The 24235-nt window shown below is 41.1% G+C and carries 22 protein-coding genes; 20 read left to right on the top strand and 2 right to left on the bottom strand.

Features of this window, described 5'->3' with window-relative positions:
* Window positions 1–40: 40 nt before the first annotated feature.
* The 17 genes from ACM0OX_RS06935 (at window position 41) to ACM0OX_RS06855 (ending at window position 18653) form a co-directional block, all read left to right on the top strand.
* Window positions 41–715, top strand: coding sequence for a DUF2834 domain-containing protein (locus ACM0OX_RS06935; protein WP_414514173.1), 675 nt, complete (start codon window positions 41–43; stop codon window positions 713–715).
* Between the two features lie 276 nt (window positions 716–991).
* Window positions 992–2074: a photosystem II q(b) protein gene (gene psbA / locus ACM0OX_RS06930; protein WP_094350084.1), complete on the top strand. Its 1083-nt coding sequence runs from the start codon at window positions 992–994 to the stop codon at window positions 2072–2074.
* A 286-nt stretch (window positions 2075–2360) separates the two neighbouring features.
* The gene (gene aroC, locus ACM0OX_RS06925) at window positions 2361–3449 is read left to right on the top strand and encodes a chorismate synthase (RefSeq protein ID WP_414514171.1); all 1089 of its coding nucleotides are present in this window, start codon (window positions 2361–2363) and stop codon (window positions 3447–3449) included.
* A 386-nt stretch (window positions 3450–3835) separates the two neighbouring features.
* Window positions 3836–5443 (top strand): tetratricopeptide repeat protein, encoded by a 1608-nt coding sequence (locus ACM0OX_RS06920; RefSeq protein WP_414514170.1) that lies wholly within the window; start codon window positions 3836–3838, stop codon window positions 5441–5443.
* Window positions 5444–5470: 27 nt separating this feature from the next.
* Window positions 5471–5698 carry a hypothetical protein gene (locus ACM0OX_RS06915; RefSeq protein ID WP_414514215.1) on the top strand — a complete coding sequence of 76 codons (228 nt, stop codon included), beginning with the start codon at window positions 5471–5473 and terminating at the stop codon, window positions 5696–5698.
* A gap of 161 nt (window positions 5699–5859) precedes the next feature.
* On the top strand, window positions 5860–6114 hold the full coding sequence (locus ACM0OX_RS06910; protein ID WP_414514168.1) for a SemiSWEET transporter: 255 nt from the start codon (window positions 5860–5862) through the stop codon (window positions 6112–6114).
* Between the two features lie 21 nt (window positions 6115–6135).
* Complete coding sequence (locus tag ACM0OX_RS06905) at window positions 6136–7782, top strand: B12-binding domain-containing radical SAM protein (RefSeq protein WP_414514166.1); 1647 nt, start codon at window positions 6136–6138, stop codon at window positions 7780–7782.
* An 11-nt stretch (window positions 7783–7793) separates the two neighbouring features.
* Window positions 7794–7982, top strand: a complete 189-nt coding sequence (locus tag ACM0OX_RS06900) for a CPXCG motif-containing cysteine-rich protein (RefSeq protein ID WP_012411100.1) — start codon at window positions 7794–7796, stop codon at window positions 7980–7982.
* 19 nt (window positions 7983–8001) lie between these two features.
* Window positions 8002–8445 carry an SRPBCC family protein gene (locus ACM0OX_RS06895; protein ID WP_335054672.1) on the top strand — a complete coding sequence of 148 codons (444 nt, stop codon included), beginning with the start codon at window positions 8002–8004 and terminating at the stop codon, window positions 8443–8445.
* Window positions 8446–9494: 1049 nt separating this feature from the next.
* The gene (gene crtW / locus ACM0OX_RS06890; RefSeq protein WP_414514164.1) at window positions 9495–10256 is read left to right on the top strand and encodes a beta-carotene ketolase CrtW; all 762 of its coding nucleotides are present in this window, start codon (window positions 9495–9497) and stop codon (window positions 10254–10256) included.
* Between the two features lie 113 nt (window positions 10257–10369).
* Window positions 10370–11350 carry a 7,8-didemethyl-8-hydroxy-5-deazariboflavin synthase subunit CofG gene (gene cofG, locus ACM0OX_RS06885; protein WP_414514162.1) on the top strand — a complete coding sequence of 327 codons (981 nt, stop codon included), beginning with the start codon at window positions 10370–10372 and terminating at the stop codon, window positions 11348–11350.
* 296 nt (window positions 11351–11646) lie between these two features.
* Complete coding sequence (locus tag ACM0OX_RS06880; RefSeq protein ID WP_414514153.1) at window positions 11647–12975, top strand: ATP-binding protein; 1329 nt, start codon at window positions 11647–11649, stop codon at window positions 12973–12975.
* Window positions 12972–14474, top strand: coding sequence for a tetratricopeptide repeat protein (locus ACM0OX_RS06875; protein WP_414514149.1), 1503 nt, complete (start codon window positions 12972–12974; stop codon window positions 14472–14474). The genes ACM0OX_RS06880 and ACM0OX_RS06875 overlap by 4 nt, the downstream gene beginning before the upstream one ends.
* A gap of 122 nt (window positions 14475–14596) precedes the next feature.
* Window positions 14597–14851, top strand: coding sequence for a UPF0175 family protein (locus ACM0OX_RS06870; protein WP_334764797.1), 255 nt, complete (start codon window positions 14597–14599; stop codon window positions 14849–14851).
* Complete coding sequence (locus tag ACM0OX_RS06865) at window positions 14844–15350, top strand: DUF3368 domain-containing protein (RefSeq protein WP_414514147.1); 507 nt, start codon at window positions 14844–14846, stop codon at window positions 15348–15350. The genes ACM0OX_RS06870 and ACM0OX_RS06865 overlap by 8 nt, the downstream gene beginning before the upstream one ends.
* Window positions 15351–15544: 194 nt before the next feature.
* Window positions 15545–17314: a GTPase HflX gene (hflX, locus tag ACM0OX_RS06860; protein ID WP_414514207.1), complete on the top strand. Its 1770-nt coding sequence runs from the start codon at window positions 15545–15547 to the stop codon at window positions 17312–17314.
* Between the two features lie 457 nt (window positions 17315–17771).
* A complete protein-coding gene (locus ACM0OX_RS06855; RefSeq protein WP_414514146.1) occupies window positions 17772–18653 on the top strand; it encodes a 2OG-Fe(II) oxygenase in 882 nt (293 codons plus the stop codon).
* Window positions 18654–19187: 534 nt separating this feature from the next.
* Here ACM0OX_RS06855 and ACM0OX_RS06850 read toward each other — a convergent pair.
* Window positions 19188–19517 (bottom strand): hypothetical protein, encoded by a 330-nt coding sequence (locus ACM0OX_RS06850; RefSeq protein WP_414514214.1) that lies wholly within the window; start codon window positions 19515–19517, stop codon window positions 19188–19190.
* On the opposite strand from ACM0OX_RS06850, the gene ACM0OX_RS06845 reads away from it, so the two are divergent.
* From ACM0OX_RS06845 to gshB, 3 genes are all read left to right on the top strand, one after another.
* Window positions 19492–20454, top strand: a complete 963-nt coding sequence (locus tag ACM0OX_RS06845) for an XDD4 family exosortase-dependent surface protein (protein ID WP_414514205.1) — start codon at window positions 19492–19494, stop codon at window positions 20452–20454. The genes ACM0OX_RS06850 and ACM0OX_RS06845 overlap by 26 nt on opposite strands.
* Window positions 20455–20860: 406 nt before the next feature.
* Window positions 20861–21133 (top strand): glutaredoxin 3, encoded by a 273-nt coding sequence (gene grxC / locus ACM0OX_RS06840; RefSeq protein ID WP_289796680.1) that lies wholly within the window; start codon window positions 20861–20863, stop codon window positions 21131–21133.
* Window positions 21134–21369: 236 nt separating this feature from the next.
* Window positions 21370–22344, top strand: a complete 975-nt coding sequence (gene gshB / locus ACM0OX_RS06835; RefSeq protein ID WP_414514144.1) for a glutathione synthase — start codon at window positions 21370–21372, stop codon at window positions 22342–22344.
* A 514-nt stretch (window positions 22345–22858) separates the two neighbouring features.
* On the opposite strand, the gene ftsZ is transcribed toward gshB, so the two are convergent.
* The gene (ftsZ, locus tag ACM0OX_RS06830) at window positions 22859–24175 is read right to left on the bottom strand and encodes a cell division protein FtsZ (RefSeq protein ID WP_099101867.1); all 1317 of its coding nucleotides are present in this window, start codon (window positions 24173–24175) and stop codon (window positions 22859–22861) included.
* Window positions 24176–24235 lie beyond the last annotated feature (60 nt).

The raw sequence follows: 24235 nt of genomic DNA, 5'->3' as shown, positions 1-24235 counted from the left end.
ATAGCGGCAAAATCAATAATTAATACTACCAAAATCTTTCATGGTTAGAAAAATTGCCTTTGGCTTGCTGTGGCTAGGATTTGTTGTCTATGCTTTTTTCCTCGCGCCTCCCGATCAACCCGGTACATTCGAGTTAATTAAAAACCTTTCTATTGGGCAGTGGCAAGGCGTTAACCCGTTAGTCATAGCACTATTCAACCTCATGGGCATCTGGCCTCTTATTTACAGCGCAGTAGTATTTATTGATGGTAGAGGACAAAAAATACCTGCTTGGCTGTTTGCTACTGCCTCTTTCGGAGTTGGTGCTTTTGCCTTGTTGCCGTACTTAGCCTTTAGAGAACCAAATAATCAGTTTGTCGGTCAAAAGAATATCTTACTCAAGGTACTAGATTCTCGTGTGACTGGTTTTGTATTAACGGTAGCCACAGTTGTTCTAGTCACCTACGGTATAAGAGAAGGAGATTGGGGCAGTTTTGTGCAAGAGTGGCAAACTAACCGCTTCATCCATGTGATGAGTTTAGATTTTTGCTTACTCTCCCTATTATTTCCCACATTACTTGGGGATGATATGGTGCGTCGCGGTTGGAAAAGTCCCCAGTTGTTCTGGTTAATAGCGTTGATACCACTATTCGGCCCATTGGTTTATTTATCTGTGCGTCCATCTTTACAAGAGGTGGGTATAGAGTCCATATCCAAGCAGCCAGCAACGAATTGAAGAATAAAGTACATTTTTCACAATCCAAAATCGTTCGATGGTTCCTGAGCGAAGTCGAAGGACTGAGCGTAGCGTTCCGCAGGAAAGTCTAAAATCCAAAGTGATATCATCCAAAGTCCCCGCTTTTCATAGGTTTGGGGATTTTCTGTGGGTGTGTAAATCCAAGAGAAAGTTTTTTCTGAAAGTACTTTACAAAACGCAATAAATTATTTAAGATGTGTAACAGGTAGTCAAACCTACCTAAATTCATCTGCAAATAATCGCATTTATAAAACAATGACAACAACCTTACAACGTCGCGAAAGCGCCAACGTATGGGATCGATTCTGCGAATGGATCACCAGCACCAACAACCGGATCTACATCGGTTGGTTCGGCGTAGTAATGATTCCAACCTTGCTAGCGGCTACCGCTTGCTTCGTAATCGCTTTCATCGCTGCTCCTCCAGTAGACATTGATGGTATCCGCGAACCAGTAGCAGGTTCTTTGATTTACGGAAACAACATCATCTCTGGTGCAGTTGTTCCTTCCTCCAACGCTATCGGCTTGCACTTCTACCCAATTTGGGAAGCAGCTTCCTTAGATGAGTGGTTATACAACGGCGGCCCTTACCAATTGGTAATTTTCCACTTCCTGATTGGCATATTCTGCTACATGGGTCGTGAATGGGAATTATCCTACCGCTTAGGTATGCGTCCTTGGATTGCGATCGCATATTCAGCACCTGTTGCAGCAGCAAGTGCAGTATTCTTGGTATACCCCATCGGACAAGGTTCTTTCTCTGATGGTATGCCCTTGGGTATTTCTGGAACCTTCAACTTCATGATCGTGTTCCAAGCAGAACACAACATCTTAATGCACCCCTTCCACCAACTCGGTGTAGCTGGTGTATTCGGCGGAAGTTTGTTCTCTGCAATGCACGGTTCTTTGGTTACATCTTCCTTGGTTCGTGAAACAACCGAAACCGAGTCCCTTAACTACGGTTACAAATTCGGTCAAGAAGAAGAAACCTACAACATCGTTGCAGCCCACGGCTACTTCGGTCGGTTAATCTTCCAATATGCTTCTTTCAACAACAGCCGTTCACTGCACTTCTTCTTAGCAGCATGGCCTGTAATCGGAATCTGGTTCACCGCCTTGGGTGTAAGCACAATGGCGTTCAACTTGAATGGTTTCAACTTCAACCAATCAATCATTGACTCTGAAGGTCGTGTGATTGCAACTTGGGCGGATGTAATCAACCGCGCTAACCTGGGTATGGAAGTAATGCACGAGCGTAACGCTCACAACTTCCCTCTTGATTTGGCTGCTGGTGATTCTGCTCCTGTAGCTTTAACTGCTCCTGCTATCAACGGTTAATTCTGAAGTTTAGCTAAATAAGAGAGCGCCCTCTGGTAACGGAGGGCGCTTTCTCATTTGTACAGGTAAAAGATAAGGTTAGATAGCAATCCTAAATGAGTTGTGAAAAATAGTTTTCTAATCGAACCACAGAGGCGCAGAGAACACGGAGAGATAAGAAATAGAGGTTTTAACAAATAATTTAGGAATGCTATACGTCAAACATTCCCAGTGCCAAAGCATAAAAATTAACTTTTGCACGAACTCTAGGTAAAATACATAAGCCTAATCCTTTTTCTTTAAGATCATGGGCAACACTTTTGGTCATCTATTTCGCATCACTACTTTTGGCGAATCTCACGGCGGCGGTGTGGGGGTTGTGATTGATGGTTGTCCTCCACAACTAGAAATTTCGGCGGAAGAAATTCAAGTAGAATTAGATAGAAGGCGTCCGGGACAAAGTAAAATTACGACCCCTCGCAAAGAAGCCGATACCTGCGAGATTTTATCAGGTGTATTTGAAGGCAAAACTTTGGGAACTCCTATATCAATTTTGGTACGCAACAAAGATGCTCGTTCGCAAGACTACGACGAGATGGCCGAGAAGTATCGCCCTTCTCATGCGGATGCAACTTATGATGCAAAATATGGCATTCGCAATTGGCAAGGTGGGGGTAGATCGTCAGCGCGTGAGACAATTGGCAGAGTAGCAGCAGGTGCGATCGCTAAAAAAATTCTCCGTCAAGTTGCCAATGTTGAAGTTATTGCTTACGTCAAGCGCATCAAGGACTTGGAAGGTGTAGTCGATCCAAATACTGTCACCTTAGAACAAGTGGAAAGTAATATCGTTCGCTGTCCCGATGCTGAATGTAGCGATCGCATGATTGAATTAATTGAGCAAGTTGGTAGACAAGGTGATTCTATCGGCGGTGTCGTAGAATGTGTGGCGCGTAACGTGCCGAAAGGTTTGGGGGAACCAGTATTTGATAAATTAGAAGCTGATATTGCTAAGGGTGTGATGTCTCTCCCTGCTAGCAAAGGCTTTGAAATTGGTTCCGGTTTTGGCGGAACGCTGTTAACCGGAATTGAGCATAATGACGAATATTATATTGATGAAAATGGTGAAATTCGCACTGTAACTAACCGTTCTGGTGGTATTCAGGGGGGAATTTCCAACGGGGAAAATATCATTTTACGAGTTGCATTTAAGCCAACGGCGACAATTAGAAAAGAGCAAAAGACAGTAACTCGTGAAGGTGAAGAAACCCTATTAGCTGCAAAAGGACGACACGATCCTTGTGTGTTACCGCGTGCAGTTCCAATGGTTGAGGCAATGGTGGCGCTGGTGTTGTGTGACCATTTGTTACGGCATCATGGACAGTGTAAGGTGTTGTAGGGATTATACTTTGACTTTCATAAAATATTTATGCTTCGGGGGTGAGTGTCTGACTCGCCCTTTTTTACTGGCATTGCTATAGTAGCGGATAACACATTTAACTACGTGCGATCGCATCTGTTAGCAATATGAGTAAAGAGTCTCAAAATCGCTTAGAACACTTTGCTGCTTTAAAGTCCAAATACCAAGTAACTCAATATGTAGATTCATTGCCCGCTAGTTTGCTGTATCTGATACTACGAAAACTTGACTTAGGAATTGAACTCCTTGACTTAGAATCTAATTGGTTGGGAGAGTCTCGGCTTGAGGAGACTTTAGAAGCTATCAAGCAAAAGCAGAAATATAAAGTACAAGAATTCGGAAATTTAGAATTTGAATTCTCCAAATTGAAATCTAAGTACAAAGCTACAAGTTATAACGGTTCCTGGCAATCTAGTCATCTCTATTTCATTCTTTTGAAACTGGAATCAGGAAATTTCCTTACTGATTTAGAGGTTAAATGGCTAAGAGCAAATGGTTTATATGAAACCAATAAAATTGCTCAAGAGGTAAAACTATTTAGTCAACTTAAATCTAAATATAAAGCTACTCAATATCAAGACTCATATCCTGACAACCCACTTTATCAAATACTCAAAAAATTAGAGTTAACAGAAAGTTTAAGTAATTCTGAATATAATTGGCTGATCAATAACGAACTATTTGAAACAGCAGAGATTTTTCAACAACAAGAGTCAGTAAAAGAAACTCACTTTGCTCAATTACGAGATAAATACCAAGCTAATAAACACCTGGATTTATCATTATCCAGTCCACTATATCCAATACTGCAAAATATTGACGCAAAAGATAATTTGAGTGAGTCAGAAATTAACTGGCTAGAACAGCAAGGACTTAACGAAACAATTATCATTGCTCAAGAATTGGAACAAACACGAAAATTTGCTGCTTTGAGATATAAATATAAGGTAACTCGTTATGAGGATTCATCGCCTAAAAGTCACCTATATAAAATTCTCAAAAGGCTTGAGTTTTCTAATCAGTTAGGCGAACAGGATATTAACTTTCTCAAAAAACGCAAGCTGACTGAGATTATAGAAATTGCAAATGAAAAATACGCCTCTACCCTAAAATCTAAGATCGATTTAGGAGAACTACTTAATGAGTCAGAAATTGAGTGGTTGAAAAATAATAGACGTGAAGATATCATTATTGTTGCTAAACAAAAGCACTTTGCGGCATTGAAATTAAAATATGATGTTTTAGGTTATCAAGATAAATCACACACCAGTCTTTTATACACAATTTTGCAAAAGCTTGAGTTAAAAGAGCGACTTGAACTAACGGAGATTGCTTGGCTTCAAGAGACTAAAATTGAAGTGCTTAAATCAACATATAGTCATTATAGGTGGCAAAAAGAGCCTCAGTATCAAGGGACTAAATTATTCTCTGGTAAAATTTGGATTGCTTATCACACAATTGAAGCAAATTTCTATGAGCAGGAGTTTCAACGCACTGGGAATAAATGGAACTTAGCAAACGCTAGTAGCCATTGGCGCAAAGCAGATAAACCAGAACAGGCATTGCAACTGACGAATAATTTGGAACTCGACAAAATAAAAGAAAATAAACTCAAGTCAGCTTTGCTAACTAGCAGAGGTGGAGCTTTTCGAGATATTGATAAATTAGATAAAGCGGAAAATTGTGCCCGTCAAGCTATTGAATATCAACCAAAAAGCCATCATCCTTACACATTGATGGGTGCTATTTCTTTTGAACGACATCAATATTCAGATGGTGAATATTGGTTTCAAGAAGCAATCAAACGTGGTGCTAATCCTAGAGATATGGATTCTGAAATCAAGCGAGTAGTGAAAAATGCTAAGGATGAAAATAAGCGTCGGGAAGTAATAGAATACTTGCTGAAAAAAGATTCACAACGATATGCTTGGGCTAAGTCTTATCTCAAAAAATCGTCAGACAATGGTAAATAAACTGGTTTGCATCACCAAACTACCAACATGACCAGATTCATCCATGACCAATTTGCCAAAGACTACCTCGAACAATTACTCACTCCTTACGGCGAAGTCCAAGCAGCTAGACGAGTCGCAGGAGAAGTTAGACAGATAGTAACAATTCATCAGTTGCCATGTATCTCAGAAACCTTATGGCTGAGAATCATCGGTAGGGGAAAATTTCAAAACATAAATGACAATTTTCACCGATTATTATTGCTAAGACCGTGATACATTTTTAGATTAGCGACTTATTGAATAAGTCGCTAATCTTGTTGTTAAGCTGTTGTAGCGATCGCTCAAGAGTGTAAAATGTTTCATATAGCGTTGTATTAAGCAGGCAAGGTAGATCGCTGATGTATAATATTGCAACTTAATATAAATAATTAAACATGGATTTTCTGACAGTTCTAGGATTAGCTGCCGCCACAATAACTACAATTTCTTTTTTACCGCAGATGTTTAAAACTTGGCAAACAAAATCAGCAAAAGATGTTTCTTTTGTTACGTTAGTTACATTCATAAGTGGTATTTTTTTGTGGCTAATCTATGGAATTTATTTACAATCCTTGCCAATTATTCTTGCTAACGCCATAACATTGATTTTTAACTTAATTATTCTATGGCTTAAAATTAAATATAGATAAACTTGCCTCTAACAAACACCTGTGACATCATCTGTATTTGAATCTGAACGCCTTCTATTTACACCCACCCCCCCAGACACCAACGCTATCCCCATAATCTTTGCCTTTCCCAACGAGTACAGCGTAGGTATCACTAGCCTTGGCTATCAAGTGGTGTGGGCAACTTTTGCAATGCGTGATGATGTGCAGGTGAGTCGCCTGTTTATCGACACTCACGAACAACTCCCCAGAACACCGGAAATTGTGGGATTTTCGATTTCTTGGGAACTGGATTATGTGAATATTCTAAATTTGCTGGAATCTTTAGAAATTCCCATTCGAGGAACCTCTCGTGATGATTCTCATCCGATAATTTTTGGTGGTGGCCCCGTTCTCACAGCTAACCCCGAACCTTTTGCAGATTTTTTCGATGTCATTTTACTAGGGGATGGCGAAACCCTGCTAGGGAATTTTATTGAGGCTTACAAAGAAGTCAGAAATGCCTCAAGACAAACTCAACTAAAAAGACTTGCACAAATACCAGGAATTTATGTACCCAGTTTGTATGAGGTGGAATATCACACAAAAAATGGTGAATTAAAGTCAATTAAACCAATTTCTCCCGAAATTCCCGCAGTGGTGCAAAAGCAAACTTACCGGGGAAATACTCTATCGGCATCAACTGTAGTCACCGAAAAAGCGGCATGGGAAAATATCTACATGGTGGAAGTGGTGAGAAGTTGTCCAGAAATGTGCCGCTTTTGTTTGGCGAGTTATCTCACACTGCCTTTTAGAACAGCCAGTCTGGAAGATTCATTAATTCCAGCGATCGCAAAAGGTTTAGAAGTCACAAATCGGCTAGGATTATTAGGGGCTTCAGTCACTCAGCATCCAGAATTTGAGACTTTGCTAGATTATATTAGTCAGCCAAAGTATGATGATGTCCGCCTCAGTATTGCCTCAGTACGAACCAATACTGTTACAGTCCAGTTAGCCGAAACTTTGACGAAACGAGACACGCGATCGCTTACCATTGCAGTAGAGAGTGGTTCTGAGAAAATCCGGCAAATCGTCAACAAAAAGCTGCATAACGATGAAATTATCCAAGCAGCCATAAATGCCAAAGCTGGCGGATTAAAAAGCTTGAAACTCTACGGAATGGCCGGAATTCCTGGTGAAGAAGCAGAAGATTTAGAACAAACCGTGGCGATGATGCGTAATATCAAAAAAGCTGCGCCGGGATTGCGCTTAACATACGGATGCAGCACCTTTGTGCCCAAAGCACATACGCCGTTTCAATGGTTTGGGGTAAATCGCCAAGCAGAAAAACGGTTGCAGTTTTTGCAAAAACAGCTAAAACCACAGGGGATAGAATTTCGCCCAGAAAGCTATAATTGGTCGATTATACAGGCTTTATTATCGAGAGGCGATCGCAGACTCTCCCAACTTCTTGAACTTACTCGTGACTTTGGCGATTCCTTGGGTAGCTACAAACGTGCTTTCAAGCAACTCAAAGGACAAATCCCCGACTTAGATTTCTACGTCCACGCCGAATGGTCAACAGAACAAGTATTACCCTGGAGCCACTTGCAAGGGCCTCTGCCACAGTCTACACTACTAAAGCATTTGGCTGATGCTAAGAGTTATATCAACCCATCTCCAAAGGAATTACAGCCATTGAATTCATAGCTGAAAACTTGATGCAAAACACAGCCGAGTATTACTGCGCCTATTGCGGCGAACCGAACTTAACTTTTATTGATTTGAGTGCTGGAGGACAGCAATCTTACGTTGAAGATTGTCAAGTTTGTTGTAACCCAAATATTTTGTATGTGCGGGTTGATGAAGATACCCTAGATATCGAGATTGATACCGAATCCGAAAGTTGAATTTTAGGTTTTTCTTTCCATGCTGCACTTTAAACATTCCTCAATCATTAACGCCTCACCAGAAGTAGTTTGGAAATTTCACGAAAGGCCAGATATTTTGCAACTGTTGAATCCACCTTGGCAGCCAGTCCAAGTGGTTCGTCGTGAAGGAGGGCTAAACGTGGGCGCTATCACCGAATTTCGCCTGTTTCTCGGCCCATTACCCTTAACTTGGTTAGCGCGTCATACTGAATGTGAAAAATATCGTCTGTTTACCGACGAACAGATATCTGGCCCCTTTGAATCTTGGGTACATCGACATGAATTTGAATCAGAAAATGGCAAAACCAGATTAACTGACGCTATTTCCTTCTCTATGCCTGGTGGAGGAACTGTTGAATTTGTCAGTGGTTGGCTAGTGCAAGCGCAATTAGAAGCAATGTTTCGCTACCGCCACTATGTGACTAAACGAGAATGCGAGTAATTATGAGCATTCTCTTGTAGTAAGTGGCTCCAGATTTTGAGCTTACTAGGAGCCATACTTATTATTTTATCTTTGTTAGTTTGGATAATAAAAATCAGTAATTTTTCTAATTGACATTAGATTTTTTTGACATTATAGATACTATTTTGCTAATTTCAAAGTATTTGCTGAAAAGCTTGGAAATCTCATCCTTAGAGTTAAGGTTTTAGGACTTACGCGCTGTACAAATGCATCGTGATGTGAATTAACGATCTTGAGGTTGTTGAAGGCTTTCCTTAATTATCCTGCGCTCGTAAATAGACCATGTTGTAGGGTCATACGTGTCAACAAAGACGCGAAACCGCACGTCCGCCAGGGATTGTAAATCCCTGTCTCATAGCTAAAGTCCTCTTCAGAGGACTAAGATAGCGCGAAAATTTTCAGTCTACTTCAGTAGACTTGAGTAATTAGTCAGGGATTTACAATCCCTGGCGGGTGAACAACACCCAATCAGTACGCTATTTTTGGCAAAAGTAGACACCAATGAGCATTGCTGTGCCCCTACGAAATATGTGGTTTTTAACCTTATGTATATTTAGCATTTCTTGTCAATGCGTAAGTCCTAGGTTTAATCCTCAGTCTGAACTTTGGTGCGATCGCTTGGCAAAGATCGCTTTCTAGCCTACATTAGTTTGGGATCTCAACGGCTACAGCCTCATGCACGAATTACTCCACTTCATTCCCTACTCTTGCCGCTAATTATGTTACCGCCTTTTTTCCAGACTTCGGCTGTTTAAAAGCCCCATATTAAAAACACTAGTTTTTATAATCACTAAAGCTATCAGTGCTATAACTTACATAATCCAACCGCCATAACAAAAACAGTTGTTGGTATGGCAGTTGTATGTGTAATAATAGTTAAAGTATCTTAATATTTCTAAATGTATTAAGTGTTGGCACTATCCAATGCAAAACACTGACCACTAATAGAGTTTTCTGGCTGGTGGTTAGTGCTTTTTGTTGTGGCTTATTTTAGGAATTTTCACTGGAATACGAGGCAGAGTAGAAGCGTGATTCAATTAGAACAACCACCCAGTCATCAATCAAAGCTGACCCCAGTGGTGAAAAGTAAATCTCAGTTTAAAGGGCTTTTGATTGCTATTGCCATTGTTAGCGTATGGGTAATTAGTCTAAGTTTATTACTCTCCCTTGACATCTCCAAATTACAATTTTGGATGCTATTTCCCAGCATACTTTGGCAAACATTTTTATATACAGGATTATTTATTACATCTCATGATGCTATGCATGGGGTGGTGTTTCCTCAGAACAGCAAAATTAATCATCTTATTGGGACATTAACCCTATCTCTTTATGGTCTTTTACCATATAAAAAATTATTGAAAAAGCATTGGCTACACCACCACAATCCAGCAACTCAGATAGACCCAGATTTTCATAATGGTAAATACAAAAACTTCTTTGCTTGGTATTTACATTTTATGAAAGGTTACTGGAGTTGGGGACAAATAATTGCTCTAACAATTATTTATAACTTTGCAAAATATATACTCCATATACCGAGTGACAATCTAAATTATTTTTGGGTACTTCCTTCACTTTTAAGTTCATTCCAATTATTTTATTTTGGTACTTTCCTCCCACATAGTGAACCAATCACAGGCTATATTCAGCCTCATTGCGCCCAAACGATTAACCGTCCAATTTGGTGGTCATTTATTACGTGCTATCATTTCGGCTATCACGAAGAACACCACGAATATCCCCATATTCCTTGGTGGCAATTACCAGAAATTTACAAAGCAAAATAGTTATTGTTCTTCTAATAAATAAGTAGGCGTGAATAATTAAAGGTTTGTAGTCAGTGTCTCCAGACCTTAAAATAAATCTGGGGCTGCTTACTAAGAGACAATTTATTCTGCTTATGCCAATTAATAATTCTCGTTTTGTAACCTATAGCCCTGCTTATACAATCGTTCCCACTTACGAGTGCTTTAATCGGTGTAGTTACTGCAACTTTCGCAGCGAACCGGGTAAAAGTCCCTGGATGAGTCTTTCAGATGCAGACAGTATTTTAAAACCACTTCAAAACGAAAAAGTCTGTGAAATCCTCATACTTAGCGGTGAAGTACATCCCCATTCGCCAAAGCGTCAGGCGTGGTTTGAGCGAATTTATGATTTGTGTGAATTAGCGCTTTCAATGGGGTTTTTACCTCACACAAATGCAGGCCCGCTGAGTTTTGAGGAAATGCAAAAGCTCAAGCGTGTGAATGTTTCGATGGGGCTGATGTTGGAACAGTTAACGCCAACATTGTTAAATAGTGTACATCGGCACGCACCGAGTAAATTGCCAGAAGTTCGTTTACAGCAATTGCAATGGGCGGGAGAGTTGCAGATTCCTTTTACAACGGGGTTGCTGTTGGGAATTGGGGAAACTGTAGATGATTGCTGGGAAACATTGACAGCTATATCTGAACTGCATCAACGTTATCACCATATTCAAGAAGTTATCTTACAACCTCATAGTCCAGGATATCAGCAAACCTTTGATGCACCACCTTTTGACCCTCATCAGTTACCAAAAGTAATTGCTAAAGCACGTCAGATTTTACCGCCAGATATTACTATTCAAATTCCGCCGAATTTAGTTAAAGATGACCGATGGTTACTCGCTTGTATCGAAGCTGGTGCGCGAGATTTAGGTGGAATTGGGCCAAAAGATGAGGTGAATCCCGATTATCCTCATGTTCAAGAACAGGGATTAAGAGAAATTTTACAACCTGCGGGGTGGGAATTGATGCCGCGATCGCCAGTTTATCCGCAATTTGATAGTTGGTTGTCGGGAGAATTACAAACAGCAGTGAAGCACTGGCGCAAGACTCTAACCCCAGCTTCTCTTTTGTAAGAACAGGGAAGTAGAGATTTTCCTATCTCGTAGTAGTTTTATTGCTGACGAGTATTTGAGGTGCGTTCATCCACCTTTGAACTCCGTTAATGAGTGTTTGAACTGGATTAATCCACCTCTGAACTCCGTTAACGAGTGTTTGAACTGGATTAATCCACCTCTGAACTCCGTTAACGAGTGTTTGAACTGGATTCATCCACCTCTGAACTCCGTTAACGAGTCTTTGAACTGGATGCATCCACCTCAACTCTGTATGATCTCGATTATTATGAGCATCATTGCTATATTTTTTACCTATGCCTAATAGTACTGACTTACTCGCAAACCTCTACAATGCCTTTAACCCCTTTGAACCCTTACTCGCAGGTGATCCAAAATATGTAGATTGTCAGGATGTGCGGGGAGATGCCGATATTTTGCAAGAGTTGGGAAATAGGATGCAACTGGCAAATACAAATACTTGCCAATTGTATTCTGGTCATCGAGGTGCGGGGAAGTCTACAGAATTACTCAGGTTAAAGAAATATTTAGAAAATCGGAAATTTTATGTAGTCTATTTTGCGGCTGATGAAGAGGATATCGATTCTGAAGATGCCCAATATACAGATATACTCCTCGCCTGTACCCGCCGTTTGCTCAAAGATTTAAAAGGAATTGCTAGTCCTCGTCCGATACTCGACTGGTTGAAAGATCGTTGGGTAGATTTAAAAGATTTGGCGCTGACTCCCATAGAATTTGAGAAGATGGCTGTAGAAGTGCAGCTTGCTCAATTCGCCAAGTTAACCGCAAATTTAAGAGCTGTTCCTGAATTACGCCAGAAGATTCGCCAAAAAATTGATCCTCACACCGTCACTTTAATTCAGGTGTTAAATGAGTTTCTGGTGGATGCAAAACAGCACTTACCTAATGGCTACAATAAACTGGCGGTAATTGTCGATAATTTAGACCGGATGGTGTTAGTTAAAGATGGCGACGGACGCACAAACTATGAGGAAGTCTTTTTAGACCGCAGCGAACAACTCCAAGCTTTAGATTGCCATTTGATTTACACTGTCCCCATTTCAATGGTCTATTCTAGCAGGGCAACAGACCTCAGAGATATCTACGGCGACCCCCAAATTTTGCCGATGATTATGGTAAACACTCTCAAGGGGGAAGTTTATCAGCCAGGACTCAAGAAAGTTAAGGAAGTAATTAAGAAGCGAGTCCGGCAAATTGCACCAGAACTATCACTAGAAACAGAAATTTTCGACAGTCCCCAAACCTTAGACAGACTTTGTTTAATGAGTGGAGGTCATGTGAGGAATTTGCTATTGTTAACTCAAAATGCTATTGGGCGCACCGAAGAGTTACCTGTTTCAGAAAAGGCGGCGCGACGAGCAATTACTCAAGCCAGAGATACTTATCGCCGCACTGTGGAAAATCATCAATGGTGTCTGTTGGCGGAAGTGTCTTGTTCTAAGCGGATTATTAATGATGACTTGTATCGGAGTTTGATGTATAATCGCTGTCTTTTAGAATATCGCTATATGGATGATGATGGAGAGATGCAGCGTTGGTATGATATTCATCCATTGATTCAAGGAATTCCAGAATTTAAAGAAGCCTTAGCGAAACTTTCATGAACCCAAATTTAAGCGATTGGGATGATGATTTACCTCCAGAACCAGAAGAAGTTTATCAAGACTTGCTTCGCACATTGAAGCGTAAATCAGGATTTGGTTTGTTTTTTGTCCAATGTACACCTGTGGAAGCAGACAAGTTTATTGTCAAACTTCCTCAAGAGATTCCGCAGAAGAAGATTGAAGTTTTGCGCTTGGTTGAGGCGATTGATAATTTATATCAACCAGTGGCAGAGTTTGTTAAAGAGAAGCAAATTGATATTTTATTGATTAAAGGTCTGGAATATTCTTTATATAAATATGAAAAAAGAAGTTTTGGGGAAATTACCGAAGGACAATTTAGCAATTTAACTAGTGTTCCACATATTTTAAATCACTTAAACCAACAGCGAGAACGCTTTAGAGATGATTTTCCTATTAGCTTTGTTTTTCTTTTGCGTTCATTTTCGATAAATTATTTTATTCATCGTGCCCCAGATTTTTTTGATTGGCGTTCTGGTGTGTTTGAATTACCGACAACGCCAGAAGTGGTAGAACAAGAATCAACTCGTCTACTAGATGAAGCAGACTATGAAAAATATTTAAAACTTAGCCCTGAACAAAAAATTGAGAAAATCCTAGAAATTCAAGATTTACTGGCAGAAAAACATCAGTCGGAGAGTCGTAAAGCAAATTTACTGCTTGAACTAGGAGATTTACTAACTACTGCTAAAGAATCTGAAGCAGCTATCGCATTCTATGACCAAGCACTAAAACTTCAACTAGATAACCACCAAGTTTGGCATAGGCGAGGTCTTGGGTTTGGCAGTTTAGAACGTTACGAGGAGGAAATAGCGTCTTACGACAAAGCAATAGAAATTAAACCAGATTATCACTTAGTCTGGCATCACCGAGGTATCGCGCTTAAGGACTTAGGTAAATGGAAAGAAGCTCTCGCTAGCTGGGAAAAAGCGATAGAAATTAAACCAAATGCCGGAAGTTTGAACTGGCAAGGAAATGCTTTAGATAATCTAGGGCAATCTGAAGAAGCAGTAATCTGTTATGACCAAGCCATTGCCCTTAATTACAACCATCCTCATGCTTGGTATAACAAGGGCATTGCGCTACGCAAATTAGGACGTAATGAAGAAGCGATCGCATCCTATGACCAAGCATTGAAAATTAAATCTGATGACTACGAAGCTTGGAACGGTAAAGGTAATGCCCTATTTAATTTAGGACGCTTTGAAGAAGCGATCGCATCCTACAATCAAGCACTGAAGATTAAACCAGATTACCACGAAGCTTGGTATTATCAGGGTGCTGCATTAATTAAATTAGGTCGCTGGAGAGAAGGAAATAACAGTATTAGCAAGGCTATTGAAATTAATCCAGATTTTATAAACGCTCTGCTTAATATGCAGAAGAAACACATTATCAGTTGGTTTAAGCAAAAATTGGGATTACAAAAATTAGTTCTGATTTTGATAAGTTTCTTGAGGCTGATTAGATTGAGGCGTTGATTGAGCGACCTTGCTATTAAAGTTTATGGTTTAGATGATTTTAACTTATTTTAATGTAGCGATCGCAATCTCATTTCCACTGAAAATACTAACTGAAATTAAAAGTGAATATTCTGATAAAAATTATGTCCCAACTTAAAATTGACTATCCAGAAACTTTACCAGATGCCTTACAGCAAACGCGAGAACAGTTTGAACAAGAAGCAAAAATGGCGATGGCAGTTAAACTATTTGAAATGAAACGGATTTCTTCTGGTTTAGCTGCACAATTAGCAGGTATAGATAGGGTAAGTTTTTTACTTAATTTACACCGTTATGGTGTAGCAATGATTGATTTAACAGAAGAGGAACTTATATCTGATTTAGCGAATGCTTGAAACTAATATAATTGTTATCAACACAGCACCACTTATTTCTATAATAGCGGCAATAGGCGATTTAAGAATACTTCAATCTTTGTATACTCAAGTTTTAGTTCCCTTTGAAGTTTGTCAAGAAATACTTGCTGGAGGTGCAAGCGGATTTGCAGTAAGTGAATTTGAGGATGCCGATTGGCTACAAAAATCGCAAATACCCTTAACTAATATTTCTCCGTTCTTACTTAATTCTTTAGATTTAGGAGAAGCTTCTGTTATCCAACTTGCGCTCAACGAAAATATCCAGACTGTTTGCATTGATGAATCTGCTGGTAGACGAGTTGCCAGGTTAAGCGGTCTTTCTGTTACAGGTACTATCGGTATTTTGTTGCGCTCACACCGAGAAGGATACCCTATTGATATTAAACAAGCAATTGACCGAATGATTGCTCGTGGAATTAGGCTAAGTGAAACTATTATCAATTTTGCACTTCAACAAACTGGTGAAATAGATCCTTAAATTTTGTTCTGAAACGGCGCGTGTTGTTACCATTGCTCAATTTGTGAGTTACACCACCAAAATCACTTCAAATAAATACCCACCGTGAACTAATTCACAACGCATCCCTCAAACGAGAGAGATAGGAGCCTAAACCCTGTTGTAAAATAGACATATAAGGATTCGGGGGGCCATTTAACTGGTCATAAACGCCTATAGAAACTATTTTTGGAAATCTCCAAGGTCTGAAGTCCAGCCAGCTGAAGCAACTACAGCGGCTGTATCACCAGCGCATACCAGGCGATCGCATCACCACGCCTGAGTTTTCCCAGCGTTTGGCAGCAATTAGCACAGAAGTCAATCAGCCTGTGTGCGCCTACATCAACCGTCGCGGACAAGTGATTCGTGTCGGGGTAGGCACACCGCGTCAAACGCAAATACCACCGATGGAATTGCCCCGTTACGGTGCAGAACGACTCAGTGGTATTCGTTGTATTGCCACCCATCTCAAGCCAGAACCGCCCAACGAAGCGGCACTCACGGCTATGGCCCTGCAACGTTTAGATGCCCTAGTTGTCCTAAATATTACCGGAACAGGATTTACACGGCGGGGAGGCGGTGCAACTGGGTATGTGAAAGAAGCTTATCTAGCTCATCTGACACCCCAAGACTCTCGCACTCTGATTCCTAGTCCTGCTGCTGTCAAAGTAGAGGAAAGCCAATTCGGCTTCGCTCACTCTAAACAAATCCAATCCCCAAGTTGGAATATATCGCCACCTTTGGACTTGGACGATCTGGCAGACCAGGATTTAGTAGACTTGGTAGAAAATCTGGAAGCGGAATTCCAGCGCGAATTTGTCGCCCAGAAAGTAGATGCTGACCACGATCGCGTGCTGATTGTGGGGCTGATGACCAGTGAGATGACTCCCCTACAATTCCAAGATACCCTATTAGAATTGGCACGGTTAGTTGATACCGCTGGGGGAGATGTATTACAGACAATACAACAAAAGCGATCGCGCGTTCATCCCCAAACCGTAGTTGGCGAAGGTAAGGTGCAAGAAATTGCCCTAACGGCCCAAACACTAGGAGTCAATCTCGTCGTCTTTGACCGCGACCTCTCACCCTCCCAAGTCCGCAACTTAGAAATGCAAATTGGTATCCGGGTAGTTGACCGCACTGAAGTAATTTTGGATATCTTTGCCCAACGCGCTCAGTCTCGTGCCGGTAAGTTGCAAGTAGAACTAGCACAGTTAGAATACATGCAACCGCGACTGGCTGGTAGAGGTCGCACCATGTCCCGATTAGGTGGTGGTATTGGGACTCGTGGCCCTGGTGAAACCAAACTAGAAACTGAACGCCGTGCCATTGGGCAACGAATTTCTCGACTACAAAAAGAAGTAACTCAGTTGCAAGCGCATCGTTCGCGGTTACGGCAGCGACGGCAGCATCGGGAAGTTCCTTCGGTCGCTTTGGTTGGATATACCAACGCTGGTAAGTCCACTTTGCTGAATGCTCTCACGAATGCAGAAGTTTATACAGCCGACCAGTTATTTGCCACTCTCGATCCTACTACCCGCCGCCTAGTGATTCCTTATGGCGAAACCAATGAACATCAGGAGATTCTGATTACAGATACAGTAGGGTTTATACACGAACTGCCTGCATCGTTAATGGATGCCTTCCGCGCCACCTTGGAGGAAGTCACAGAAGCCGATGCCCTACTACATTTAGTAGATTTGTCTCATCCTGCTTGGTTGCGTCATATTCGCTCAGTCAGAGAAATTTTGGCACAAATGCCAATAACTCCTGGCCCGGCGCTAGTGATTTTTAACAAGATCGATCAAGCCAATAGTGAGACACTAGCTCTAGCTAGAGAAGAATTCCCTCTCGCGGTATTTATTTCTGCGAGTCAGCGCTTGGGATTAGAAACTCTACGTCAGCGCCTTGCCAAGCTGATTGAATACGCTGTTGATTCTCAGTAAATACTGAAATAAATTTTTAATTTCTAGTTAAAAATGCCGTAGTTAATAGTAACTATGGCATTTTTTATTGAAAATAATAGATATTTCTACTTTACTAAAGCTTTATCGGGTTATGTGGAATTTGCTGAATGACAATATTATAAAAGACGTGCTAGAACAATTGATTAATGGTATTTTTCTGTTTATGACTGATACAGTAATTGAATTTATTCACAAAATAAATTCTAATTACGTATAAAGATTTAAGCATTGAACTTGTTCTTAATTAATTTTCTACAGCAGAATTCAGATTGGGCTGCGCCCCGCTGCGCTAACAGGAGTAAAACACACTTTATATCTGGATAACAGACTTAGCTTATGTACCTTATAACTTTAAGTCTGCTGTAAGTACTGTATTAAACTTTCAGAATGACTTTTAGAATTATCTCATTTATCAACATTATGTAAAGAAAGGTATATGCAATTAGCTTCACAGCCATTTGAGTCGAAAGATGTCAAAGTACAGCTTCTTTTAACTGGAGGACATCAATATACTGTTTATTTAAAATCGGATGCACCTTTACTGCATAGCCTTTTAACAACAGTTGTGGCTCGTGCTTACAAACAAGAATCTGAGTTACAGAATTTATTCCAAATTCCCATCAATGAAGGTCGCTCGGTTTTGTGTTTTCCTGGCGAACATCTTATAGGCGTGGTTACAGAACCCCCAATCTTTGTACAGCAATCAGAGAAAATACAATTGCAAAATGATTATATTTTGGATTCTGATTATATACAAATAGATAATTTTCTTCAACCAGAAGAACACAAACACTTACTCAAATATGTCCTAGATAAAGAGTTGGACTTCTTGCCAAGCAATACTTCTACAAAGGATATTAACTATCGCCAATCAATGGTTATCTACTCATTCCCTGAATTTTCTGAACTGATATTAAAGAGAATTCAAGTAATGATTCCTGATATCATGAGCAAATTAAACTTACCATTATTTTCTGTATCACAAGTTGAAAGCCAACTAACTGCACATAATGATGGTAACTATTACAAACTTCATAATGACAATGGCAGTGCAGATACTGCTACTAGAGAATTAACATACGTTTATTATTTTTATCAAGAACCAAAATCATTTTCTGGTGGTGAGTTGTTGATATACGACAGCAAAATTGAAAATAACGTATATGTAAATGCTGAGACATTCAAAACAGTCGAACCTCGCAACAACAGCATTGTATTTTTCCTGAGCCGTTATATGCACGAAGTACTTCCTGTGAATTGTCCCTCTCAAGCTTTCGGAGATAGTCGATTTACTATCAATGGCTGGGTGCGTCGATAAGCAAATTAAGTATAATTACTGTATACTATCACCATGAATATTTAACTTTAGGTAAGGCGATCGCCTTACCTAATTTATTGCAAACTCATAGCCCATCGACTTTCTGAGTAATATCTTTCATTGCATTATCAATAGTCTATCAATATTACTTAAGCAATTTATTTATAAGTTTGAAATAAAGATTTAGTTCGCCAATTAAAACTAGAAATATTACCTAATTAAATAAAAATAATTTTCATAGTAAAAATACTTAGCACTCGTAATTTGATCGTGTGAACGTCATTTATTTATGCTCTATTAAATTTTTGATAAAGCTTAAATAAAACAGTACTACATCTCTTTTTTTTGTGTCAATTTAGATTAGCAAATGATGTCAATAATGCTCGTATAAACATCATTATTAGGAAGCTTTTTCATATCTTGTTTAAAACGAAGAGGTTTGATTTACATGTCTCAAGCATATTCAAAAAAAGTAATTGGTTATATAAGTTGTGGTCTATTATCATTCACCTTAGCTTTAGGGTCACAAATACCTCAAGCACAGGCCGGTAACGGTAACGGTAACGGCAACGGCAACGGCAACAAAAATACACCAGCACCTGCTCCAGCGCCTGCTCCAGCGCCTGCTCCAGCGCCTGCTCCAGCACCTGCTCCAGCGCCTGTACCAGCGCCTGCTCCAGCACCTGCTCCAGCGCCTGTACCAGCGCCTGCTCCAGCGCCTGCTCCAGCGCCTGCTCCAGCGCCTGTACCAGCGCCTGTACCAGCGCCTGCTCCAGCGCCTGTACCAGCGCCTGCTCCAGCGCCTGTACCAGCACCTGCACCTAAGAGTTTAGGGTCTATAAGTTTTTCAGCTACAGGAACCAATACCTACGACAAATCTAATGATCCTCTGGCAGCGTCAGTCCTCTTTAATTACCTAGACAATGGTTTATTGTCACTGACCCTGACTAACAATTCTTCTGTAGGAATCTCAAACCCTTCTGATGTTCTGACATCAGTCTTCTGGGACTATGCTGGTTCTGCCCTAAACAATTTATCGCTGGTTTCGGCTTTAGCTCCGACAGTGACTTCAAGCGCAGGTTCCACCACTACAAATAATGTTGATCTTCTAGCTCTAAAAGAATGGAAATTGCCAAACACTAGTAATACTGGAGGACTTCCTGGCATTGACCAACACTACGGTCTGGGTACTGCTGGCTTAGGCATTTTCCAAGGTGGTGGTGGACAGCAATTTAATTACGGCATTATTAGTGGTTACGCTAATGATGCAAATCCAGCTGTGAGTTCGGGGACTTTTGTTCAAAGTTCAGCTACTTTCCTGCTATCAGGGCTAACCTCCGACTTTGACATCACTAAGATTGGCAACATCCGTTTTCAGTACGGTACATCACTAAGCGAAACTAGTATAAAACCTGCGTCAGCACCTGCACCTGCGCCTGCGCCAGCACCTGCACCTGCGCCAGCACCTGCGCCAGCACCTGCGCCAGCACCTGCTCCTGCACCAGCACCTGCTCCTGCACCAGCACCAGCACCTGCACCAGCACCAGCACCAGCACCAGCACCAGCACCAGCACCAGCACCTGCGCCAGCACCTGCACCAGCACCTGCTCCTGCACCAGCACCCGCGCCAGCACCTGCTCCTGCGCCAGCACCCGCACCTGCACCCTCAGTACCGCCTTACTATCAACCCCCTGCACCTCAACCGAAAAAAGTACCTGAACCTAGTACAACCGCAGCATTAGGATTATTAGGCTTGGGTGTTTTCGGACTCCAGAAGAAAAACAAAAAAAATCTTTCCTAAACTTAAACCGCACAGCTAAGTTTTAGTAGGAAGGGTCTTAAATACATGGGTTTAGAGGAGCATAAGCACTTCTAAACCCATATTTGTTATAGGTAAGTTATAGGTAAGAAATGCAAAATTAAAACTCGCCTAGAAAATTTCTGCTTTTTAACTAGCGCTTAGTACTCAAAAAAAGTTGAGTTATAGAAACAATCTCAATACAATTACTGGTATTCCCAGCATTTAAACTGAAATATTATTAGTTTTTTAAGTCAGATAAAAAATAACAACTCTCACATATTTGGCTAGCATTAACTTTGCAGCCCATATTCACTGCTTCTGTAGATTAGGTTATGAAGGGATAAAGCAGCCACAGTCAGTGGCAAAGCTCTAAAATTAAAAAGTATTAAATCAAGTTGAGGACATCATGGCTGCAAAAGTAGAAATTTACACCTGGAGGACTTGCCCGTTTTGTATCCGTGCCAAAAGTTTGCTGAAAAACAAGGGTGTTGAATTTATCGAATACAGTATTGATGGAGATGAAGCAGCCAGAAATAAAATGGCTCAAAGGGCAAATGGACGGCGCTCTTTACCGCAAATTTTCATCAACGATCATCATGTAGGTGGTTGTGATGATATTCACGCTTTAGACAGTCAAGGCAAGCTGGATGAGTTACTAACTTCTAGCAATAGCGTATAGATTCAGAAGGTATTGCACTAGCGACAAGCCGCTGCAAATTACACGGCAGTCGCTACAACTATAGAAAAACAACGTGCTGCCTTGTCTACGGGCTTTTTCCCGACAAAACCGATATCTGTCCACAAGACTTTACCCTCCAGTTCTACTCAGTAGTACAGATGTACGTCAATTGCTAAGATCATCAAGGGATAATAATTGAATAACCATTTAATTTCTTGGTGATTGAGGTATAAAGGGTGAAACTGGCTTTTATCATTGATTCCATCCATCTACTTGACCCATGTCATGATACCAGTGTTGCCCTAATTGAAGCAGCGCAAATTCTGGGACATGAAGTTTGGGTGACTCAGGCAAATCTGCTGAGTGTGGTGGAGGGCAAAGCTTGGGCTGTCTTACAGCGAGTCGAACTTGTACCAGTGCAGTTGGTGGAGGGACGTTGGGTAGCAGCGAATCCTTGGTATAAGTTGAGCGATTCCTTCTTAACTTCTTTAGAGACAATGGACGCCGTATTTATGCGGACAGATCCACCTGTCAATGATTCCTATTTATATGCCACCTACATTCTGGATTACATTGACCAAAATAAAACCCTGGTGATTAACAGTCCCAGTGGCATCCGAGGGGCAAATGAAAAAATGTATGCCCTCCAGTTTACCAAAGCGATTCCAGAAACGATTGTCAGTGCTGACAAGCAATTTATCCGGCAATTTGTGGAAGCAAAGGGGGCAGGGGTTCTCAAACCACTGGGTAATAAAGCTGGCGAAGGAATTTTGTTTTTGCAATCAGGCGATCGCAATTTTAACTCCATTGTTGAACTCAGTACCCTCCAAGGTAAAGTACCAGTAATGGTACAAACCTATTTACCGGAGGCAAAAGAGGGAGATAAGCGAATTATCTTGCTCAATGGTGAACCAATTGGTGCGCTCAATCGCCTCTCTAGTGGAACTGATTTTCGCAATAATATGGCAACTGGTGGTACAGTCGCTCAAACTGAAATTACCCCAAGAGAGTATGAAATTTGTAGCCAAGTAGCCGAACGCTTACGCCAAGACGGCTTAATTTTTGTGGGTATTGACGTTATCGGTGGCTACCTAACTGAAGTTAACGTCACTAGTCCTACCGGCATTCGTGAGATTGACCGCCTAGATGGTACTCGCCTTGGTCATCAGGTTATTCAATGGATTGAGCAGACACTAAAAATTCAAAAATAATTTACATTTATTTTTTGTTTGATGTCCTATTCCCCAGCAAATAGACTTCTTTCGGACACTTGCGTAGGCTGGTTCCCTAAGCTACTTTCCTAAGTAAATATATTTACTTGTACGGGAATATGAGTTTAGTGGATCGCGAAGGGTAGATGTATTATTTCTGCGATCGGCTGTGACGCTCGATAACTCGCTAACGCTGCGCTATTGCCCTTGGTGTCTCCTTCTGGGAGAAGACTCGTTAACCCTGCGGTATCGGTGATGCATCCATAGTTGGGCAGGTATTCTTATTGTTTTGTTCTGAAAGCATAGCTGGACATGCAAGCCAATAGACTCCTGCCCAAATTCATTCTATAAAGTAGCGTTGACAAGTTTTTTTACCAATTGACAAAATTGGGTACAGCAAAAGATTGCTTATCCCTGCCCTTGGTAAAACCCTGGTGGAAGTAGCAGATTTTATACAGCGTTCAGCCTGACCTAAGACTGCTAAGTTAATCTAAAATTCCAAATCCCAAATCTTTTAATTCCTTGGTGTACGTCGGTTTCTCAGAAAATCAGGGATATCTAATCCAGGTTTTTCCTTTGGTTCTGGAATTGGAGTTGGGGTTGGAGTTGAACTTGGAGTTGAGGTTGGGGGATTAACTGCGGGTTGCTGTGTTGTTGGACGCTTCGAGGTATTAGGTGCTACTCGAACATTAGCAACGCTTTGTTGTACCGCAGCTTGCACTTCACCTGTAAATCCGGTGGCAATTACAGTAATTCTTACCTCTCCTTGAAGCCTGTCATCAATTACAGCCCCAAAAATAATATTGGCATTGGGATCGACTACTTCATAGATTGCTTCTGCGGCTGCATTCACCTCATGCAAAGTCAGGTCTGTACCACCTGTGATATTAAATACAACTCCTCTAGCACCTTCAATAGAACACTCTAGTAATGGTGAAGAAATAGCTGCGATCGCAGCTTCTCTAGCTCTGGATTTTCCAGAACTAACGCCAATTCCCATCAATGCCGATCCTGCATCTGCCATAACTGCTCGGACATCAGCAAAGTCAACGTTTACCAAACCGGGGATCGTGATGATATCAGAAATACCTTGTACCCCCTGACGCAGCACATCATCTGCATAACGAAAAGCTTCTTGCACAGGCGTTTGTTCGGGGATTACTTCCAGCAGTTTGTTGTTGGGGATAATGATCAGTGTATCTACTCTACTTTTTAGTCCTTCAATACCTTGTTCCGCTTGACTGGTGCGGCGGCGTCCCTCAAAAACAAATGGACGTGTGACGACACCAACAGTGAGAGCGCCCATTTCTTTGGCCACTTCTGCCACGATTGGTGCTGCACCCGTCCCAGTACCACCCCCCATACCAGCAGTGATAAATACTAAATCTGCACCCTCTAAAGCCGTAGCAATTTCGTCCCGTGATTCCTCAGCTGCCTTTTGACCGATAGCAGGATTACCACCTGCTCCTAAACCCCGTGTTAGCTTCTGCCCAATTTGCAATCGACTTGGAGCGCCAGCTAAGGTAAGAGCTTGGGCATCGGTGTTAATTGACCAAAACTCTACCCCGGAGACATCAGACTCGATCATGCGGTTAACAGCATTGCCACCACCACCACCGACACCAATCACTTTGATGTTGGCGACCCGACCAGGAACAATCTCGCCAATTCGGCTATTTTCCGGAGAAATTTTTTTATTATCGTGATTTTGCCCGAAGTTCAGCCCAGAATTATTAAAGGGATTGGTTGAGTTAACTGCCAGAGAGAACCCCGGCTGTCCCGTAGATTGGGAATTTTTATAGTTAAGTCCTTGGTTATTATCAAGTGTCATTGGATTTGTGAAAGGGTAGATAAACGACTTTTTCAGGTGTTATTCACCTAAGAGTCAACT

The organism is Nostoc sp. PCC 9305, assembly GCF_963920915.1.
In the GTDB taxonomy this organism is placed as follows: Bacteria; Cyanobacteriota; Cyanobacteriia; order Cyanobacteriales; family Nostocaceae; genus Nostoc.
Note: the sequence above shows the minus strand (reverse complement) of the source record. Positions and strands in the feature narration are given on the sequence as shown.

Bases quoted from the DNA above. Each gene is read 5' to 3' on its own strand.
- ACM0OX_RS06895 (WP_335054672.1), top strand. From the start codon at position 8,002: ATGCTGCACTTTAAACATTCCTCAATCATTAACGCCTCACCAGAAGTA.
- ACM0OX_RS06910 (WP_414514168.1), top strand. From the start codon at position 5,860: ATGGATTTTCTGACAGTTCTAGGATTAGCTGCCGCCACAATAACTACA.
- ACM0OX_RS06900 (WP_012411100.1), top strand. From the start codon at position 7,794: ATGCAAAACACAGCCGAGTATTACTGCGCCTATTGCGGCGAACCGAAC.
- cofG (WP_414514162.1), top strand. From the start codon at position 10,370: ATGCCAATTAATAATTCTCGTTTTGTAACCTATAGCCCTGCTTATACA.
- ACM0OX_RS06880 (WP_414514153.1), top strand. From the start codon at position 11,647: ATGCCTAATAGTACTGACTTACTCGCAAACCTCTACAATGCCTTTAAC.
- ACM0OX_RS06875 (WP_414514149.1), top strand. From the start codon at position 12,972: ATGAACCCAAATTTAAGCGATTGGGATGATGATTTACCTCCAGAACCA.
- ACM0OX_RS06915 (WP_414514215.1), top strand. From the start codon at position 5,471: ATGACCAGATTCATCCATGACCAATTTGCCAAAGACTACCTCGAACAA.
- grxC (WP_289796680.1), top strand. From the start codon at position 20,861: ATGGCTGCAAAAGTAGAAATTTACACCTGGAGGACTTGCCCGTTTTGT.
- ftsZ (WP_099101867.1), bottom strand. From the start codon at position 24,175: ATGACACTTGATAATAACCAAGGACTTAACTATAAAAATTCCCAATCT.
- ACM0OX_RS06865 (WP_414514147.1), top strand. From the start codon at position 14,844: ATGCTTGAAACTAATATAATTGTTATCAACACAGCACCACTTATTTCT.
- ACM0OX_RS06935 (WP_414514173.1), top strand. From the start codon at position 41: ATGGTTAGAAAAATTGCCTTTGGCTTGCTGTGGCTAGGATTTGTTGTC.
- ACM0OX_RS06855 (WP_414514146.1), top strand. From the start codon at position 17,772: ATGCAATTAGCTTCACAGCCATTTGAGTCGAAAGATGTCAAAGTACAG.
- psbA (WP_094350084.1), top strand. From the start codon at position 992: ATGACAACAACCTTACAACGTCGCGAAAGCGCCAACGTATGGGATCGA.
- aroC (WP_414514171.1), top strand. From the start codon at position 2,361: ATGGGCAACACTTTTGGTCATCTATTTCGCATCACTACTTTTGGCGAA.